Consider the following 16609-nt stretch of genomic DNA (forward strand, 5'->3'; position numbering starts at 1 on the left):
ACCATATCATAAAAGACCACAGCAGCGGCGACCGGCGTGTCGTCGCCTGCTCCTCTCTGCAAGGAACAGACACTATGAATATCGCGAGCTTTTCGCAATCGAAATACAAGAACGCGGCAACGCCGGGGGACGATGCGGCAATCATTCTTCCGGGACGCGTTCTCGCTGTTTTCGATGGCGCCACCGACCCGACCGGAGCGAATTACGGCGGACTAAGTTCCGGCCGCATCGCCGCACTTGCCGCCGCAAATGCTGTGGCAGAGATGAGCATTAACGACACCTTGCAGAGTTGTGAGGCCGCTGCGCTATTCCAGACCATCAGCGATATACTGAAAAGGGAGGCGCAGCGCATCAATGCGAACCACCCGCCGTCCACTACTCTCGCAATCGTGGTCGATATGGGCGACAGCTTTCGGCTGCTTTTGGCTGGCGATTCCGGCGTGCGTATCAATGGCACCCGGTTGCTGCAACATGCCAAGCTCATAGACCGCGTCAGCACGTCGGCCCGCATTCACGTCTTTAAACAGCTATTCGCTCTACTTGAAGACGGTGATGCAGCGGAAGCGAAAACGCGAGCCACCATATTTTCCGGCCTGCACGCGGCTGTGAAAGCCGGCATCATGACTATGCCCGAGGCAGAAAATGTCATTGTCGCCGCCGCTGCCGCAAGCGGTCTTCAAAACGATATCGAAGCCGTCGAAGAGTTTCTGATGGGCGGCATTCGTGTCCAGCCACACTATGCAAACAGACAGGGCCATGTTCTCGGGTACGCTTCGGTCAATGGCGGAGAGGTGATAGGGGAGGGCACGGTCGATCTGTCCCTAGCCAAGGATACGGTCACCAGCCTCGAAATCTTCTCCGATGGTTATCTGTCATTGCCAACCGGCACCGACGTCACAGACTGGGAAGCGGAATTCGCCCGCGTCGAGGCAGCAGATTTTCACAAGCTCAGCGACTACCCGTCGGTGAAGGGATCGACAACGAGCGAATTCAGCGACGACAGGACGGTAATATGCCTGAAGGCTCGGTAATAAATCCGCGACGACAGGTATTCCGTCGCTGTCGGTCTTCCGCCGGGTTGCGAAAAATCCCATAACTGATTGCCGGGTTATCGCCACTTTGTGGAAATGCTAGAAGCCGATGAAAAGACGCTGTGTATCTGATCGCCGAGGGGAAGCTCCGGGATCGAGCTCGCTCCTTATCTCCGTGCCGGTATAGGAGCGGTCGCTCCAGAGCAGGGCCTTGCGTGAGGGGTCCGAGACCGATTCGATGATGGCGCCGACAAACAGGATGTGGTCTGCGGCATCGATGGAACCGACAAGTTCGCAATCCATGGATAACAGCGCATCGGCAAGCCTCGGGTTTCCTGAAGGCCAGATATCCCAGCAGCCGATGGAAAACCGGTCCCGCAAGTTGCCTTTTCCCGCAAACACGTCGGCAACTTCTTCCTGCCCTCTGGCAAGCGCCGAAACAGAGAAGCGCCTGCTTGCGGCGATGAGATCTACCATGCGGCTGCTGGCGTCGATGGAGATCATCAGAAGCGGAGGCTCAGTGCTGAGCGGCATGAAGGAGGTGATTGTTCGCCCGACCTGCTCTCCGGCGTGGGCGGCCGTGGCCACAGCCACGGTGAAGGCAAGGCCGGCCATCGAATCCTTGAATTCACGCGGGGAGATCATGGGAGACGCGCAAGTTTTCAGCGGAATATGCGCGTGATTGACGACGCCGCCGGCGATCAGCCTGAAATTATGAGACATGGTGTGCCGGGCTAACCGCCCGCTCCCGGATTTTTCGAAAAAATGGATATCTTTGCCGCAGCACCATTCATGATGTCGGCATTGTCAGGTGGTGACCTTTTCTCATGCACGCGCGGCCAGATGCCGGAATAATGGCGATTGAGGTCGAGCCAGGCATGCAGTCCCGCTTCAGTGTCCGGCCGGATCGCGGCGGCGGGGCATTGCCCCTCGCAGATCCCGCAGTCGATGCACTGATCGGGATGAATGACGAGCATGTTCTCACCTTCGTAGAAACACTCGACCGGACAGACTTCCACGCAGTCCATATATTTGCAGGCGATGCAGTTTTCGGTGACGACATAGGGCATTGAGACGCTCGAAGGGAGTTGCAGCCGGACGGCGGCTGTCCGGCTGCGCCTGATCCGGCCGGCCGCACAAGGCAGCGGGACCGGCCGGATCGGTGGGGCTCAAATCAAAGACGGGCGGCGACTGCCTGCCAGTTCACCAGATTGTCGAGAAAGTTTTCGAGATAAGCCGGGCGCTTGTTGCGGAAATCGATGTAGTAGCTGTGTTCCCAGACATCGCAGCCAAGAAGCGCTTTCTGCCCGAAGCAGAGCGGATTGACCCCGTTTTCGGTGCGGGTGATCTTCAGCGAGCCGTCGGTATCCACCACCAGCCACGCCCAGCCCGAACCGAACTGGGAGGCGCCGGAGAGGGCGAAATTCTGCTTGAACAGCGCGACCGAGCCGAAGGACTGCGTCAGCGCATCTTCCAGCACCTTGGGGATCGCATGATTTTCCGGCCCCATGATTTCCCAGAAGAGATTGTGGTTCCAGTGCTGGGAGGCATTGTTGAAGATGCCGGATTGCGCCACCGCACCCTTCTCATAGGTGCCCCGGACGATGTCCGCGAGGCTGCTTTTCTCCCATTCGGTGCCTGATATCGCCTTGTTGAGATTATCGACATAGGCCTTGTGATGGAGATCATGATGAAACTTCAGCGTCTCCTCGGACATGCCCGAGGGGGCGAGCGCATCATGGGCATAAGGAAGGTCGGGAAGCTGGAAAGCCATGGGGTATCCTTTGTCAACTGTTCGCTCAAGAGCATGGAAAGAGCCTTGCGAAAACAAGGTGACAGTACTTCTAGGACCTCAACCATGGTTCAGGTCAAGAGGTTTTTTAAAGGCCACGCGACGCTGACGGGCAAGCGGGAAGAAAGCGCTTTTGGATCCGGTAGAGCGCTCCGGCAGAGCAGAGCCACTATGCTCCACCGGTCTTAATGGCCTCTAAGACTGCCGTTCTGCTTGATATTTTGGCAGCGACTGCGCAGCATGCTTTCTGTTATCTATGAGAGGGAGAAAGTCTTGGCCAGAGCCGTTGGAATTGGTGGCGTATTCTTCAGGGCAGCAGATGCTGCCGGTCTGGCCGAATGGTATGAAAAACATCTCGGCATTGACGATCTGCATAAATCCGTGTGGCATCAGGAGGCCGGAATGACGATTTTTGGGCCTTTCGACAGAAATAGCGAATACTTCGGTCGTGCTGAACAGCAATGGATGATCAATTTCCGGGTGGATGATCTCGATGCTCTTATCGCGAAGCTGACGGCAGACGGTATCGAGGTTGAAACCCGCGCCGAATGGGATTCGGAGGTGGGACGCTTCGCCAGGATACATGACCCGGAAGGCAATCCGGTGGAATTGTGGGAGCCCGCTCAGAGCTGACGACGTTTGTGCTCACCACGTATGGAGCCGGACGGTGAGTGCCTCCCTAGCGCGACAGTTGACGCCGGATTGATGGCTGCGCCCTTTCGAAATGTGCTTTCGAGGAAGAGGCTCTCAGATTGGGCAAACCCAATCCTGACCCGGGAGATTCCGATCATTGCCGGGCGCGTTCCACCATCTCAATCCAATCGCTTACTTGCCTTGCGGCAAGATCGACACCGTCAAAGCCCGAGGAACTTGAAGGGTTTGGTGTCCTTCAGGCTCTCATTCGCCATGCCCGAATAGATATGGATTTGATTGGGGCCGAGGTCGAGTTTCTTGACCGCACCGGTTTCTTTCGAGAGATCGAGTTTCGTCATGTCGATCCAGAAAATGTTCGGCGTCAGCGCCGATTCGAAGAAATAGAGTTTGCGTTTGTGATCTATCACCGTGCGCCAGCGGGTCGAGGAAATATTCGGCTGGTCCGGCGTGGTGATGCCGTAGGGAACGGAGACGTTGCGGATGACGCTGAAGACGCTCGCGATGGCTTCGACAGGGTTCTCGCTCTTGGGAATGGCATTGGCGTAGAAAGAGGCGCGGGCAAACCGGTCCGATGCGCGGTTGGTGCCCGGCAGCATGACAGTACCGCCGATCTGCTTCCAATATTCGTTGAGCGCCAGCTGGTGGTCGAAGATCGGCGAATTGGTCATCACCTGATACTGACGGCCGTGATGGATGACCTGCTTGCCATCGATGTATTCAACGATTGCGCTGTCGCCGCTCGCATCCGAAAGGGAAAGGTGCAAGGTCGCCAGGCGTTCTTCGCCCGGCACATTGTCGGTCACGATGGTGAAGGGGTTCTTCTCTAGTGCGCTGACCGCCTCTTCGACGGTCGCGAAATTATCGAGCACATATTGCGCCCAGGCGGCGATCGACAGGCCCGGAGTTTTTCCGTCATAAGCGGGGTAACTCGATTCGACCAGCCAGAGGACGTTTGCAGCAAATCCGGCTTCATTCATGCCGTCTGTCGTGGAAATATCATAGCCCGACGCGATGACGCTGCCATATTTCGAGGTCCATTTGACCGAATTCGGGCCGGCCTCGCCGGAGCGCTCCATGCCGCGGGGGAAGACCCAGATATTGGTTCCCACATCCGTTTTCCAATCCATCGACCGGGCCGTCATCACTTGATCATTTTCGCCGAGATAAACGAATCGCGTACAGGCTTCGGCAACCGATGTGGTCAGTGTCGCGACAGACAATATTGCGGCAGTACAGGCGGAAAAAATCGGCAAGGTCTTCAGGCGCATGGAAAAGCCTCCGGTGCTCGCGGCGCAAGATACAGCGTATGATAGAAAATCGGACTTGTTGGCGAGAGTCAAATAAGCTTAGCTACGGGCGATTAATTGGGGAGAAGGCATTGCTAAAATTATCAGTTTTTGCGGCCGTTATGGCTTTTTCCGCAACCGCAGCCGCAGGTGCGGACAACGTAGCTTCCACGCCCGCAAAGGTTGATGACAGCACCGACTGGGCGTTTCAGGCCACGGGTTATCTATGGGCGACTGGTTTGAATGGCAACGTATCGCCGTTCCGGCGTGCACCGACGCTCCATGTGGAAAAATCCTTTTCAGATGTCATGGATGATCTCAATTTCGGTGGGTTTCTCAATATCTGGGGGCGTTACGACCGTTTCGTCCTTTCCGGCGATTTGATGTATGTCAATACCACCGACAGCAAGGCGGCCGGTCCGTTGCCTGCGCTGCAAATTCCGGGTTTACCAACCTTGCCGGCCGGTGCCGCCATCGATGCACATGTGGACACACAGGAATTCATGGCGACCCTTCAGGCGGGTTACCGAGTCATCGATGCTGACGGATTCTCCCTCGACGCGCTTGCCGGTGCGCGCTTCTGGCACATTTCCAATGACGTTGCGGTCACCGCCAGCCATCCCTTGATCGGCAGCGCTTCTGCCAGCCATAGGGAGAGTTTCGGATGGGTGGATCCGGTCATCGGCGCGCGGGCCTTTTTCAGCCTGACGGACAAGCTGTCCGTTCAGGGACAGGTGGATATCGGTGGTTTTGGAGCGGGATCAGATCTTACCTGGTCAGCGCTCGCAACGGTCAACTACATCTTTACCGACACATTGTCGGTCTCGGCGGGCTACAAGGTGCTCGATGTGGATTACTCACACGATGGTTATGTTTTTGATTCCCGGCTGAGTGGACCGGTTGTCGGGTTGACCTATCGGTTCTGACCCTTTGCCCACGGAGTGGCCTTGACACGACCCCCTTGGAGTCTAGACGGGTCTCGTGTTCATTAGGGAGTATAGACATGAAAACGCTGGCAGCCGTTTCGGCATTTGTAGGCAAGACCTTTGCCCTCTGGGTCATCCTGTTTGCCGTGCTCGGCTTCTTTTTTCCGGATACGTTCAAGCAGATCGCACCGTGGATCGTCACGCTCCTGTCGATCATCATGTTCGGCATGGGGCTGACGCTTTCGGTCGATGACTTCAGGGAGGTCGTCAAAAGGCCATTCGATGTGACGATCGGCGTGCTCGGCCAGTTTCTCATCATGCCGCTTCTGGCGGTACTGCTTACCCGGATCATTCCCATGCCGCCGGAAGTCGCGGCCGGCGTCATCCTGGTCGGCTGCTGCCCGGGCGGCACGTCTTCCAATGTCATGACCTATCTCTCCAAGGGCGATGTCGCTTTGTCCGTTGCCTGCACCTCGGTAACAACGCTTGCCGCGCCACTGGTGACGCCATTCCTCGTCTGGCTGTTTGCGAGCCAGTTCCTGCCCGTTGATGGTTGGGCCATGTTCCTCAGCATCGTCAAGGTCGTTCTGGTTCCGCTTGCTCTCGGCGCCGCCCTGCAGAAGCTGCTGCCCGGTCTCGTCAAGGCCGCCGTTCCGGCATTGCCGCTCGTGAGCGTCATCGGCATCGTGCTCATCGTTTCGGCGGTGGTGGGAGGATCCAAGGCGTCTATCGCCCAGTCCGGGCTGATGATTTTTGCCGTCGTAGTACTGCATAACGGGCTTGGCTATCTCCTCGGTTATCTCGCGGCAAAGGCAACGGGCCTTTCGCTTGCCAAACGCAAGGCCATCGCGATTGAGGTGGGCATGCAAAATTCGGGTCTTGGCGCGGCACTTGCCACGGCCTATTTCTCGCCTCTCGCGGCGGTTCCGAGCGCCATTTTCAGCGTCTGGCACAATATTTCCGGCGCAATCCTGGCGAACTGGTTTTCGGGCCGGGTGGAAGCAGGCTCCGGAAACAAAGCCGCCTGAGGCTCCACAACTGTCAGGCCGCCTGCAGTTCAGGCGGCCTGACCCGCCTTAGAGCGGCATAGTTTGACGTGTTACGGTCGGCGGATTGAGACGGGCAAAGCCCGCCTGCCGCTGATACGGGAAATGCGGATAGGGAGCAGTCGTCTCGCTGGCCTCGTCCAGCCGCGCCACCTGTGCGGGTGTCAGCTCCCATCCCATGGCATCGAGGTTCTGGCGAAGCTGCTCCTCATTGCGTGCGCCGATAATGACAGTGGCAACGGTGGGCCGTCTGAGCAGCCAGTTGAGCGCGATCTGCGGTACGGTTCTGCCGGTTTCTTCGGCGATAGCGTCGAGTGCATCGATCACGCGGTAGAGACGCTCATCATCCACCGGCGGGCCGAAACTGGCGGTCTCGTGCAGCCGGCTCCCTTCGGGTAGCGGCGCGCCGCGGCGGATTTTTCCGGTCAACCGCCCCCAGCCTAGCGGGCTCCAGACCATCGCGCCAAGTCCTTGGTCCGCGCCGAGCGGCATCAGATCCCATTCGTAGTCCCGGCCAATAAGGGAATAATAGACCTGGTTGACCACATGACGCGGCCAGCCATATCGGTCCGCGACGGCGAGCGATTTCATGATCTGCCAGCCTGAAAAATTCGAAACGCCGGTATATCGCACCTTGCCGGAGCGGACGAGCGTATCGAGCGTCGAGAGCACTTCCTCAACCGGTGTGAAGGCGTCGAAGGCGTGGAGCTGAAGAATGTCGATATAGTCGGTCTGGAGACGGCGTAGGGCATCATCGACCGCGCGCAGCAGCCGGGAGCGGGACGATCCGGCCTCATTCGGCCCGTCGCCCATCGGCAGGCTGGTCTTGGTTGAAATCAGAACGCTGTCCCGCCTGCCTTTGATGGCCTCGCCGAGCACCTCCTCCGATGCCCCATTGGAATAGACATCGGCCGTATCGAACAGGTTGACGCCGGCTTCGAGACAGATGTCGATCAGGCGCCGGGCTTCCGCAGTATCGGAATTGCCCCAGTTGCTGAAGAGCGGGCCGGAGCCGCCGAAGGTTCCGGTGCCGAAACTCAAAACCGGCACTTTCAGGCCGGATTTGCCGAGATAGCGATATTCCATGGGGTGTTCCTTTGTTGCTTCGGCATGGTTCTGGGCCGGGCGCCTGATGGCGCCGCGCCTCCCATCCCGTCGTGATCTGGCAGACGAAGATTGTGATGCGTTTCAATCGCTGTCTGAAGATAGACGCTGGCTCTTCAATGAAATAGAATGCCGAAAATATTATCACTTGTGAGATGAAGTCATCATGGCGCGACTTGAGATTAACCGGGCAGGGGAGATGGAAATCTTCGTGCGGGTCGTTGAACTCGGAGGCTTTTCCCGCGCGGCCGCAGCGGCGAACATGACGCCTTCAGCGGTGAGCAAGCTGATCGCACGGCTGGAAGGCCGCCTGGGCGCGCGCCTCCTCATCCGCTCCACCCGGCAGCTTCAGATCACGCCGGAGGGCTGCGCTTTTTACGAGAGGGCCACCCGCATCCTCGCCGATCTCGAAGAGGCCGAACGCGCCGCCGGCTTGGGCGAACAGCCTGTCGGCCGCGTGCGGATCAACACCAGCGCTTCTTATGCAACGCATATTCTTGCGCCCATCCTGCCACGCTTTCTGTCGCTGCATCCGGGCATCACGCTCGATATCGTCCAGACCGATCAGGTGGTCGACCTCCTCGCAGAGCGCATGGATGTCGCGGTGCGTGCCGGGCCGCTCAAAAGCTCAAGCCTCGTTGCCCGCAAACTCGGCGAGACAAGGATGATCATCACCGCCGCTCCTGACTATCTGGAGCGCTGCGGTGTGCCGCAAACAATCGCCGATCTGGAAGATCACAATCGCCTCGGGTTTGGATATGCCCGGTCAGTCGACGGGTGGCCATTGCGGGACGACGGAAAGACCGTCCTCATCCCCGCGACGGGACGTGTGCAGGTGAGCGATGGCGAAGGCCTTCGCCGTCTGGCGCTTGCCGGCGTCGGGCTGGTGCGTCTTGCCGCTTTCACCGTGAGGGAGGATATCGCCGCCGGCCGACTGATCCCCGTGCTCGATCATCTCGATACGGGTGAGACGGAGATGTTTCATGCCGTCTATGTCGGCCAGCGAGGGCCGCTTCCCTCCCGCATCCGGGCGTTGCTCGATTTTCTGAGCGAATACGGGCGGGTGAAGTGACCTTCCGGAGGCATTGGAAAACACGACCAGGATGAAGACGGCGGGGGGCAAAAAAAGGGGCGTCCCGAATGACCGGGGCCTATGGTTTCGGACCGGACAGCGTGAAAGCACCAACCGCTTTCAGCGTGATCTGCGTCTCGTCGGCAAGTGTGCTTGGTATCGCACCGCAGAGACTGCCCGTCGTCACGACATTGCCGGCCTTGAGCATGTCGCCCTTGTTGAATGCCGCATTGGCAAAGGCGACAAGCGGGGCGAGCGGATCACCATTTGGATGTTTTACCGTGGCGTCGAAAAGCTGCGCCGACCCCTCGGTAACGGTAAGCTGCGGCAGGTTCTCACCATTTCCGGCAAAGACGTCCACGATGCCTTTATCCACTTCCGGGCCGATGACGAAGCCGTGGTTGGCGAGGCGATCCGCGAGAAAAAGCGGAAACGGCACCTGATTTTTCTCCACCAGCCTGTAGCGGAGAAGTTCAGCACCAAGGTGGACCTTGTCGATATATCCTATCAGGTCGTCCCTGGTCAGCGGCCCCGCCGCCGCTGCGGGGATATCGGCGGAAAGCGTAAAGCAGATTTCGACCTCGACGCCTTCGGTGCCATCTTCAGGAAAAGAAGCGAGATTGGTTTCATCGATCCGAACGCAATCGAACATGGGCGCCCCGATGGCCTCGCCATCCGGGCGGATCGCCAGTTTCCAGCCGGCGACCGGTTCCGCCCATTTTTCAGCAAAAGCCCGCTGGATCGCGATAGCCTCTTCAAGGCCACCGGGAATGAGGCCCTCCGCCTGCAACGCCGCCATAGTGATTTTTGTACCTTCGCGGCTCGCTGTGGTGAAACTTTCGGCCAGTTTTTCGATTGCCGTCATTGCGTCTAGGGTCCCGGATGTTTCAAACGGCAGATGCTGTCATGATTTGGCGCTGTCTGCCAAGGCCATTAGTGTCGAGTTCGCCCGCATCGCCGGCCTTAAAGAGAGGTGGTGCCGAACGATGGTGAGCGTCCGGTGAGCTGTTTTTGCTGATCGGGCAAATCAGGCGATGTTCTGGCATTAGAACCAGCATTAGTGCTGACATTAATACCAGAGCAAAGAAGTTTCATGGCCCGCATGGAGATCATGTCCGGTACCGAGCGCAGGCGGCGCTGGTCGGACGAGGCGAAGCTGAGGATACTGGCGGAAGCGGATGAGCCGGGTGCTCGCATTGGTGAGGTGGCACGCCGGCATGACGTTCATCCCAGCCAGATCCGCGTGTGGCGGAGGTCGTTCAACTATGTGGATCGACCCACGGTGTTCCTTCCAGTGGAAATCATGGAGGAGGTTGGCCTAAGTCAGGCGTCTACCACGGTAACGAGGCCGGCGATCGTCGAGATATTGCTGCGGAACGGTCGGTGCCTGAAGGTGCCGATAGACGTCGAGTTGAAGCTGCTCGGCCCGCTGGTCGCTTGCGTGGAGGCGGCATGATCGGACCATCGGGGAATGTACGGGTCTATCTGGCCTGCGGAGTGACCGATATGCGGCGTGGCATTGATGGTCTGTCCCGCGCTGGTCGAGACGGTCGTGAAGGAGGTGCCGGGCTCGGGCGCAATCTTCGGCTTCCGCGGAAAGCGCGCTGACCGAATAAAACTTCTGTGGTGGGACGGCCAAGGTTTCTGCCTGTTCTACAAGATTTTGGAGCGCGGATACTTTCCCTGGCCGACGGCGAAAAAGGGCGTCGCGCACCTGACGCACGCGCAGCTCTCGATGTTTGTGGAAGGGATCGACTGGCGCCGGCCCGCATGGACGTCCGCTCCTGTTCGAACAGGATAAAAGCCATATTTTGCAGTGACATCCGGGGCTTAATGCTGGCGTGCAAGAGGCAAATCGGCTAGGTTTGCGGATATGGAAACAGCGCCGCTGGACACTCAGGACGAGCTCATTGCTTTGCGCGCACTGGTCGCCGAGCAGGCGGCGAAGCTTGAGAGCCGGGAAGCCGAGGTCATCAAGCGTGATTCAATCATCGGGCTTCTTCGCGCGCAACTGGAGCTGCTCCGCCATCGCCAGCACGGCGACTCTTCGGAAAAGATCGACCGGAAGATAGATGATGCTGGAGGAGATGAGGCTTCCCGTGCCGAGGCTGAACTGCGCTCTGGGAAAACACCCTTGCCGGAGTTGGATGACGCGCCGGACAAGCCGAAGCGCAAACCATTGCCCGATGGGCTTCCAACGGAAGAGCTGATCTATGCGCCTCCCTGTAATTGCCCGACTTGTGGTGGCACCTCGTTCCTAGAGGCGCCCGACAGGGTGGTCCAGGTGCTGGAGCACGTGCCGGCGTCGGTCAAGATTGTCCGCCATGTCGAAAAGCGCATGATTTGCAAAGAGTGCGATACGACAGTGGCTGGCGAGATGCCGACCTTGCCGATCGAGCGCGGCAAGCCCGGGCCTGGATTGCTGGCCCATATCATGGTCGCCAAGTTCGATGATCACATCCCTCTCTACCGCCTGTCCGAGATGTACGACCGGTTGGGGGTAGACATATCGCGCTCCGTCATGGCGGATTGGGTAGGACGCGTGTCGGCCCTGCTTGCGCCGCTCGTTTCGCTCATCAGGACCCATATCGCCGCGCTTGATCGAATACGTACGGACGATACCCCCGTTGATGTTCTCACCCAGGACGGGGTAAGATAAAAACCGGCAGGGTCTGGGTCTATGTCTTTGACGGCAGTGGCTATCAAACCGCCACTCCCGGTGCCATCGCTTACTTCTATAGCCCTGACCGCAAGGGCGCACATCCGGCTGACCACCTCGCCACCTTCAGCGGCGTCATGCATGCCGACGGATATGGCGGCTACAAGAAACTCTACGGCAACCAGATCGTTGAGGCCGCCTGCATGACGCATGTACGCCGCAAGTTCCATGACGTGATCAAGCTGAAGCCTTCCCCGATCGCCGACGAGGCGTTGTCGCGCATCGGCGCGCTCTACGATATCGAGAACCGCATCAGAGGCATGTCGGCTGAGCGTCGTGCCCTGCGCCAACACCACGCCAGGCCCATTCTGGATGAGTTGCGGAGCTGGATAGAAAGTACGCTCTCAACCTTGCCACAGAAGCAGCGCCTGTCTGAGGCGATGCGATATGCGCTGTCGCGATGGACGGCCTTGAGCGTCTACGTCGACGATGGCCGTGTCGAAATCGACAACAACATCGCTGAACGAGCCATGCGTCCACTCGGAATTGGAAGGAAGAACTGGCTGTTTGCCGGCTCGGACAAGGGCGGTGAGCGCATCGCCAACATCCTGACCATCATCTAAACGGTCAAACTGCACGGCCATAATCCGGAGCTCTACCTGACACATGTCCTGACCCGGATCCAGGATCACCCCAAAGACCGACTTGAAGATCTGCTACCCTGGAACTGGATGCCAGCAAAAGCTCGATGCGAGGCCTCCTGATGGCTCGCTCGAGGTTCATCTACACACTCAACCAAGTCGCCGGCATGATCGGAGAGAACCTCGAACTGATCGAAGAGGTGACCGCAAACTCGGACAACATCTCCGAGGGCGAACTGGTTTACGTCAGTGATGGTAGTGAAGATGGCACCAAGTGTCTAACTGAGAATGGCATCGAAGAACTTCAAAGCCTACTTGCCGACATCAGGACGTGGGACGGCGGTATCCGTGAGTTCCTCATCGACACATAGTGCGATCCTGAAATAATCGACCGCATCATGGCCGATGAGATGAAACGCGGCCTATAGATTCCATCTCTCGACCTGCCAAAAATGCGTTCGCCGGTACACCCGTGCTAGCACTACTTTGGCAGATTAACTGACGGTTAATCTGCCAAAGTAGTGCTAGGTCCTGTTGACAAAGTATGGCAACCATATCTTCGCGGCGGCCAGAGCGAGGAATGCTGAGAAGGATTTTCGGGTTTTGTCGTATCGGGTCGCCACGCGGCGGAACTGCTTGAGACGGTTGAACTCCGCTCGATGCGGTTTCGATCCTTGTAGGCTCGAAAGTCGCATGCAGGCGGGTTCTTCCGGTTGGCCTTCGGCGGGATTACCGGTCTGATCCCGTGGATCAGCAGTTCTTCGCGCAAGAAATCGCCATCGTAGCCTTTATCGGCAAGGAACAACCTCGGTTTGCCGACCGGTATTGCCAGCAGATCAGACACGGCGTTGTAGTCCGATGCTTCGCCGCCGGTCAGGACGAAGCCGAGAGGGCGTCCCTGACCGTCTGCGCGAGCGTGGATTTTTGTCGTAAAGCCGCCGCGTGATCGACCAAAAGCCTCCTGATAAGTCCCCCTTTTGCGCCCGCAGCCTGAGAGTGGCCGCGAACCGTGGTGCTATCGATCATGTGCTGCCAGTCATCCGTCAGCCCGAGTTCGACCAGGGTCTCAAGGAGAGCATCCCAAACGCCTTGCTCGGCCCAACGGCGGAAGCGCACATAGACGGAATTCCACTTTCCATAGCGCTCGTGCATGTCGCGCCAGGGACAGCCAACGCGCAGGACGTGAAGCATCCCGTTCAAAAAGCGGCGGTTGTCATGCGATGGGCGAAACTTGCGGCCCCGCTCTCTCGGCAGCAGCGGCTCAACTATCCGCCATTCTGCATCACTCAAATCGCCTCGTTCCAAAACCGCCTCCTAAAAAGCAGTGTTGAATCACGCTTCAAGCGATTTTGGAATCGGGGTCAATTGCAGCTGGTCGGCTTTCGTGTCCAAAGTCTCGCAAATCTCGCCATCGCGAACCTCAACCCAGGCAGATTTCTGACGCTCAGAGCAACGGTCAAATATGGTCCAACCAGGCTGGCCGTCCGCGGTCATAAACGAAGCTATACAAAGCCCGCCTGCCAATTCGATCGAGAGCTCTGGAAGTCGTCCGAATAACGATACATTTTGAACGTCACGACCGATAAGCGACCGAAAAATCTCTTCCCAACCGTTTTCGTCGCTCCAACTTCCGCACACAATCGAGTTTTCATTTTCAACCCGCCAACTCCACTCGATCATGACCGTGAAGTCGCCCTGTGAATTTCCGGCAGTACCGTCGCGTCTCATTTGGGGTGATAAGCGGCCAAATTCCAAGAAAATTGTTGAGCCATGGCCACGCCAAACCGCCGACAACGGCTTTGTCAAAAGCGCAGATCGATACTTATCGAAAACTTCCAAAGGCGCTGGCAACTTGTCCCTCCCAATCCATAAAGGGATGGAACTTTCCGATGATCGAGAACTTTGTCAACAGGGCCTAACCCACTTAACCAGCAAATCGCTGGTCGCAAACTCGGGCAAAATTAATAACAAGCATGGCGTCTTTCTCTGCGACAGCAGCCAAAGAGTCTACATGCTTTTGCATGTAGGCTTCTGCATCGCTCTTTGATCGCCGAGATCGCTCGAAAATGCTTTCCGCCTGAGTAGCCAGCTTGTCGAATTTAGTTTGGTAGCCTGCGGACATTTTGGCGTCTCCAGCTCCTTGGTAAACCTTCGCCATCATCGCAAAGGCCGCTCCACACTGGAAAGGATGCTCATCCGTATTGGGTCCAAGTTCCGCTGAATCTTGACCGTAGCTCGGCGTTCCAAATGCCACGACCAGAAGCAAAATAATCGCACGCATCAAAAGCCCAACCTCTAAACGCTGAGGTTGTTATCATAGCGTCGTAGACACGGAAAACACCACCCCTCGCCGGAAAATCAGTTAACCGGACGCTTACGAACGATGAGCAATTGTTACAATTCTCCCGGTACGCCAAACGAACGGCGATCGTACCAGTGCACCTACGAGGAAAGCGGAAAATCATGGGCAAGGCAGGCTGCAACAATGCCGGCGACAATGCTGATGCCCTTGCACGGAGCGTTATCGGACGGGGAGAGTGCCCCGCCCGACCTGTTCTGACTTACGCGACGTCTGCGTCGAACTGTATGCTGTGAAGCCGCTTATAAAGGCCGTCCGTTGCGAGCAACTCGCGCCGGCTTCCCTGTTCCACAACCTCGCCATTGTCCATCACCACAATCTTGTCTGCGCGGTTGATGGTGGAAAGCCTGTGCGCGATGACAATCGACGTTTTGTTCAGTGTCAGACGTTCCAAGGCATCGCGGACAAGGGCCTCGGATTCCGAATCCAGTGCGCTCGTAGCTTCATCGAGGATCAATATGTCCGCGTCACGCAACATCGCGCGGGCGATCGCCACACGTTGTCTCTGACCACCCGACAGGCCGGAACCGTTTTCGCCGAGCTTCGTGTCATAGCCGTTCGGCATTTTCATGATGAAATCATGCGCATTGGCGGCCTTTGCGGCGGCGATGATCTCTTCGTCGGTCGCATTGTCTCGTCCGACGGAAATGTTGTGTTTAACGGTTCCCGAGAACAGAAACGTTTCCTGACCGACATAGGATACGTGTTCACGCAAACTGGCGAAGGAAACATCGCGCAAATCCATGCCGTTGATTTCGACCGCGCCGTCTTGTGGATCGTAAAGACGCATCATCAGATTGATAATGGTGGACTTGCCGCTGCCGGACGGGCCGACCAAGGCGGTCATTTTACCACCCTCGAAGAGAACACTGACGTCCTTCAGAACCGGCTGATCCGCAACATATTCGAAGCTTACGTTCTTGAGCTCCACATCACCACTCGCCTTGGGAAGCGGCAGGGCATCCTTCTTTTCAGTGAGCGTCAGCGGCGCATCCAGTACCTGGAACATCATGCGAACGCCGATCATGCCACCTTCAATTTGAACTCGCATACGAGCGAGACGTTTAGCTGGTTCATAGGCCAAGAGCAGGGCGGTGATGAAGGCCATCAGGTCCCCTGGCGAGCCGCCCTTCTCGAGCACGGTGTAGCCCGAAACCGCAATTACCACGGCGATGGCAAGGCCCGATAGCGTTTCCATGATCGGACTTGTTGCTGCCTCAAGTTTTGCAATACCGTTAGAACGATGCTCGACGTCGGAAACCGCCTTGTCCATGCGTTGGCGCATAAGCTTCTCGAGTGAAAACGCCTTGATCACACGCACGCCTATGCTTGTTTCTTGTACGACGTTGACAATCTCGCCAATGGAAGCAAGCTCCGCTTCCATTATTTTACGCACACGTTTGAGCACTAGGCGGACGCTGAAGATAGCTATTGGGCCGATAATCATCGAGATTGCGCTCAACAGAAAATTCTGAGCGAACATTACGAAAATTAGACCGAGCAAGGAAAATAGGTCTCGAACGAACGACGTCACGACGGTGTCTATGACACTACGTGCTGACTGGGCGTTGTAGGTCACACGGACGAGCAACTCCGAAGATGGCATATTCTGAAAAAAAGAAACGCCTTGCTTTAGGAGTCTGTCATAAATTTTTCGTTGTTGCTCAGCAACAATACTGTTGCCCGCTTTGCTCAGATAGTAGCTCTGGACAAAGGTCGCCATGCCCTTGACGATAAAGATGGCAGCGACCGCAAATGCGATCTCAAGCACGACGTCGAAACCACGTTTCAGATAAACGCTATTGACGATATCGCGCATAATCCACGCGCTGAGAGACGTCGTGCCAGCAACGACAAACATTGAGGCAATAGCTAGGGAATACCAACCAACGTGCTTTTTGAAATTTTCTTTAAAGAGTCGCACAAGCAACTTCTTGTCGTCTGGCGACAAAAAAGATCCTATCACTGAAACATCCTTGATTTGTTCCTTGGGTGTCTGACGGTGCTGAATTGCTGTCCAGTCAATTATCGCTCGCGCA

Annotated in this window: 17 protein-coding genes and 3 pseudogenes; 9 read left to right on the forward strand and 11 right to left on the reverse strand. The window is 57.2% G+C overall.

All coding sequences use genetic code 11. From position 1 onward, the window contains the following. The first annotated feature begins 74 nt into the window (after positions 1 to 74). Positions 75 to 1031, forward strand: coding sequence for a hypothetical protein (locus V6S97_RS18525; RefSeq protein WP_112346309.1), 957 nt, complete (start codon positions 75 to 77; stop codon positions 1029 to 1031). 99 nt (positions 1032 to 1130) lie between these two features. Here the strand turns inward: V6S97_RS18525 and V6S97_RS18530 are convergent, their stop codons facing one another. From V6S97_RS18530 to V6S97_RS18540, 3 genes are all read right to left on the reverse strand, one after another. Next, positions 1131 to 1754 carry a flavin reductase family protein gene (locus tag V6S97_RS18530; RefSeq protein WP_112346310.1) on the reverse strand — a complete coding sequence of 208 codons (624 nt, stop codon included), beginning with the start codon at positions 1752 to 1754 and terminating at the stop codon, positions 1131 to 1133. Positions 1755 to 1765: 11 nt separating this feature from the next. Then, complete coding sequence (gene fdxA, locus V6S97_RS18535; protein WP_112346311.1) at positions 1766 to 2101, reverse strand: ferredoxin FdxA; 336 nt, start codon at positions 2099 to 2101, stop codon at positions 1766 to 1768. Between the two features lie 104 nt (positions 2102 to 2205). Beyond that, positions 2206 to 2805, reverse strand: coding sequence for a superoxide dismutase (locus tag V6S97_RS18540; protein ID WP_334427601.1), 600 nt, complete (start codon positions 2803 to 2805; stop codon positions 2206 to 2208). Between the two features lie 291 nt (positions 2806 to 3096). Here V6S97_RS18540 and V6S97_RS18545 point away from each other — a divergent pair, with 291 nt between their 5' ends. After that, positions 3097 to 3456, forward strand: coding sequence for a VOC family protein (locus V6S97_RS18545; RefSeq protein ID WP_334427602.1), 360 nt, complete (start codon positions 3097 to 3099; stop codon positions 3454 to 3456). 221 nt (positions 3457 to 3677) lie between these two features. Here V6S97_RS18545 and V6S97_RS18550 read toward each other — a convergent pair whose 3' ends face one another. Beyond that, complete coding sequence (locus V6S97_RS18550; RefSeq protein WP_334427603.1) at positions 3678 to 4745, reverse strand: linear amide C-N hydrolase; 1068 nt, start codon at positions 4743 to 4745, stop codon at positions 3678 to 3680. Between the two features lie 140 nt (positions 4746 to 4885). Between V6S97_RS18550 and V6S97_RS18555 the strand changes: the two genes are divergently transcribed. Together V6S97_RS18555 and V6S97_RS18560 are read left to right on the forward strand one after the other, a co-directional pair. Then, positions 4886 to 5689, forward strand: a complete 804-nt coding sequence (locus tag V6S97_RS18555; protein WP_334427654.1) for a hypothetical protein — start codon at positions 4886 to 4888, stop codon at positions 5687 to 5689. A gap of 77 nt (positions 5690 to 5766) precedes the next feature. Beyond that, positions 5767 to 6717 (forward strand): bile acid:sodium symporter family protein, encoded by a 951-nt coding sequence (locus V6S97_RS18560; protein WP_112207130.1) that lies wholly within the window; start codon positions 5767 to 5769, stop codon positions 6715 to 6717. 48 nt (positions 6718 to 6765) lie between these two features. On the opposite strand, the gene V6S97_RS18565 is transcribed toward V6S97_RS18560, so the two are convergent. Then, positions 6766 to 7821, reverse strand: a complete 1056-nt coding sequence (locus tag V6S97_RS18565) for an aldo/keto reductase (protein ID WP_334427604.1) — start codon at positions 7819 to 7821, stop codon at positions 6766 to 6768. A 184-nt stretch (positions 7822 to 8005) separates the two neighbouring features. Between V6S97_RS18565 and V6S97_RS18570 the strand changes: the two genes are divergently transcribed. After that, on the forward strand, positions 8006 to 8911 hold the full coding sequence (locus tag V6S97_RS18570) for a LysR family transcriptional regulator (RefSeq protein WP_112495092.1): 906 nt from the start codon (positions 8006 to 8008) through the stop codon (positions 8909 to 8911). Positions 8912 to 8990: 79 nt separating this feature from the next. Here the strand turns inward: V6S97_RS18570 and V6S97_RS18575 are convergent, their stop codons facing one another. Beyond that, positions 8991 to 9776, reverse strand: coding sequence for a 2-keto-4-pentenoate hydratase (locus V6S97_RS18575; protein ID WP_334427605.1), 786 nt, complete (start codon positions 9774 to 9776; stop codon positions 8991 to 8993). Positions 9777 to 10004: 228 nt separating this feature from the next. Here V6S97_RS18575 and tnpA point away from each other — a divergent pair, with 228 nt between their 5' ends. The 4 genes and pseudogenes from tnpA to V6S97_RS18595 all read left to right on the forward strand — a co-directional run bounded on the left by tnpA (position 10005) and on the right by V6S97_RS18595 (position 12582). Next, positions 10005 to 10367 (forward strand): IS66-like element accessory protein TnpA, encoded by a 363-nt coding sequence (tnpA, locus tag V6S97_RS18580; protein WP_334427606.1) that lies wholly within the window; start codon positions 10005 to 10007, stop codon positions 10365 to 10367. Between the two features lie 66 nt (positions 10368 to 10433). Then, a complete protein-coding gene (gene tnpB, locus V6S97_RS18585; RefSeq protein ID WP_442886076.1) occupies positions 10434 to 10712 on the forward strand; it encodes an IS66 family insertion sequence element accessory protein TnpB in 279 nt (92 codons plus the stop codon). Between the two features lie 72 nt (positions 10713 to 10784). Beyond that, positions 10785 to 12334 (forward strand): annotated as a pseudogene (gene tnpC / locus V6S97_RS18590) (IS66 family transposase). Then, the gene (locus tag V6S97_RS18595) at positions 12334 to 12582 is read left to right on the forward strand and encodes a hypothetical protein (protein WP_334427607.1); all 249 of its coding nucleotides are present in this window, start codon (positions 12334 to 12336) and stop codon (positions 12580 to 12582) included. Before tnpC ends, V6S97_RS18595 begins: the two are co-directional and overlap by 1 nt. Here the strand turns inward: V6S97_RS18595 and V6S97_RS29200 are convergent. From V6S97_RS29200 to V6S97_RS18615, 5 genes and pseudogenes are all read right to left on the reverse strand, one after another. Further along, a pseudogene (locus V6S97_RS29200) lies at positions 12516 to 12662 on the reverse strand (IS5/IS1182 family transposase); the annotation flags it as partial. The gene V6S97_RS18595 and the pseudogene V6S97_RS29200 overlap by 67 nt on opposite strands. Before the next feature lie 73 nt (positions 12663 to 12735). Continuing rightward, positions 12736 to 13516 (reverse strand): annotated as a pseudogene (locus tag V6S97_RS18600) (IS5 family transposase). 27 nt (positions 13517 to 13543) lie between these two features. Continuing rightward, positions 13544 to 14062, reverse strand: coding sequence for a hypothetical protein (locus tag V6S97_RS18605; RefSeq protein ID WP_334427608.1), 519 nt, complete (start codon positions 14060 to 14062; stop codon positions 13544 to 13546). A 73-nt stretch (positions 14063 to 14135) separates the two neighbouring features. Beyond that, positions 14136 to 14492, reverse strand: coding sequence for a hypothetical protein (locus V6S97_RS18610; protein WP_334427609.1), 357 nt, complete (start codon positions 14490 to 14492; stop codon positions 14136 to 14138). A 280-nt stretch (positions 14493 to 14772) separates the two neighbouring features. Then, a complete protein-coding gene (locus tag V6S97_RS18615; RefSeq protein ID WP_334427610.1) occupies positions 14773 to 16536 on the reverse strand; it encodes an ABC transporter ATP-binding protein in 1764 nt (587 codons plus the stop codon). Positions 16537 to 16609 lie beyond the last annotated feature (73 nt).

The sequence above is a fragment of the Agrobacterium sp. CCNWLW155 genome (genome assembly GCF_036888815.1).
GTDB lineage: Bacteria > Pseudomonadota > Alphaproteobacteria > Rhizobiales > Rhizobiaceae > Agrobacterium > Agrobacterium radiobacter.

Coding starts and splice junctions, on each gene's coding strand:
- V6S97_RS18540 (WP_334427601.1), bottom strand. CDS start 2,805: ATGGCTTTCCAGCTTCCCGACCTTCCTTATGCCCATGATGCGCTCGCC.
- tnpA (WP_334427606.1), top strand. CDS start 10,005: ATGGCCCGCATGGAGATCATGTCCGGTACCGAGCGCAGGCGGCGCTGG.
- V6S97_RS18530 (WP_112346310.1), bottom strand. CDS start 1,754: ATGTCTCATAATTTCAGGCTGATCGCCGGCGGCGTCGTCAATCACGCG.
- tnpB (WP_442886076.1), top strand. CDS start 10,434: ATGGTCTGTCCCGCGCTGGTCGAGACGGTCGTGAAGGAGGTGCCGGGC.
- V6S97_RS18525 (WP_112346309.1), top strand. CDS start 75: ATGAATATCGCGAGCTTTTCGCAATCGAAATACAAGAACGCGGCAACG.
- V6S97_RS18575 (WP_334427605.1), bottom strand. CDS start 9,776: ATGACGGCAATCGAAAAACTGGCCGAAAGTTTCACCACAGCGAGCCGC.
- fdxA (WP_112346311.1), bottom strand. CDS start 2,101: ATGCCCTATGTCGTCACCGAAAACTGCATCGCCTGCAAATATATGGAC.
- V6S97_RS18570 (WP_112495092.1), top strand. CDS start 8,006: ATGGCGCGACTTGAGATTAACCGGGCAGGGGAGATGGAAATCTTCGTG.
- V6S97_RS18555 (WP_334427654.1), top strand. CDS start 4,886: ATGGCTTTTTCCGCAACCGCAGCCGCAGGTGCGGACAACGTAGCTTCC.
- V6S97_RS18610 (WP_334427609.1), bottom strand. CDS start 14,492: ATGCGTGCGATTATTTTGCTTCTGGTCGTGGCATTTGGAACGCCGAGC.
- V6S97_RS18595 (WP_334427607.1), top strand. CDS start 12,334: ATGGCTCGCTCGAGGTTCATCTACACACTCAACCAAGTCGCCGGCATG.
- V6S97_RS18565 (WP_334427604.1), bottom strand. CDS start 7,821: ATGGAATATCGCTATCTCGGCAAATCCGGCCTGAAAGTGCCGGTTTTG.
- V6S97_RS18560 (WP_112207130.1), top strand. CDS start 5,767: ATGAAAACGCTGGCAGCCGTTTCGGCATTTGTAGGCAAGACCTTTGCC.
- V6S97_RS18550 (WP_334427603.1), bottom strand. CDS start 4,745: ATGCGCCTGAAGACCTTGCCGATTTTTTCCGCCTGTACTGCCGCAATA.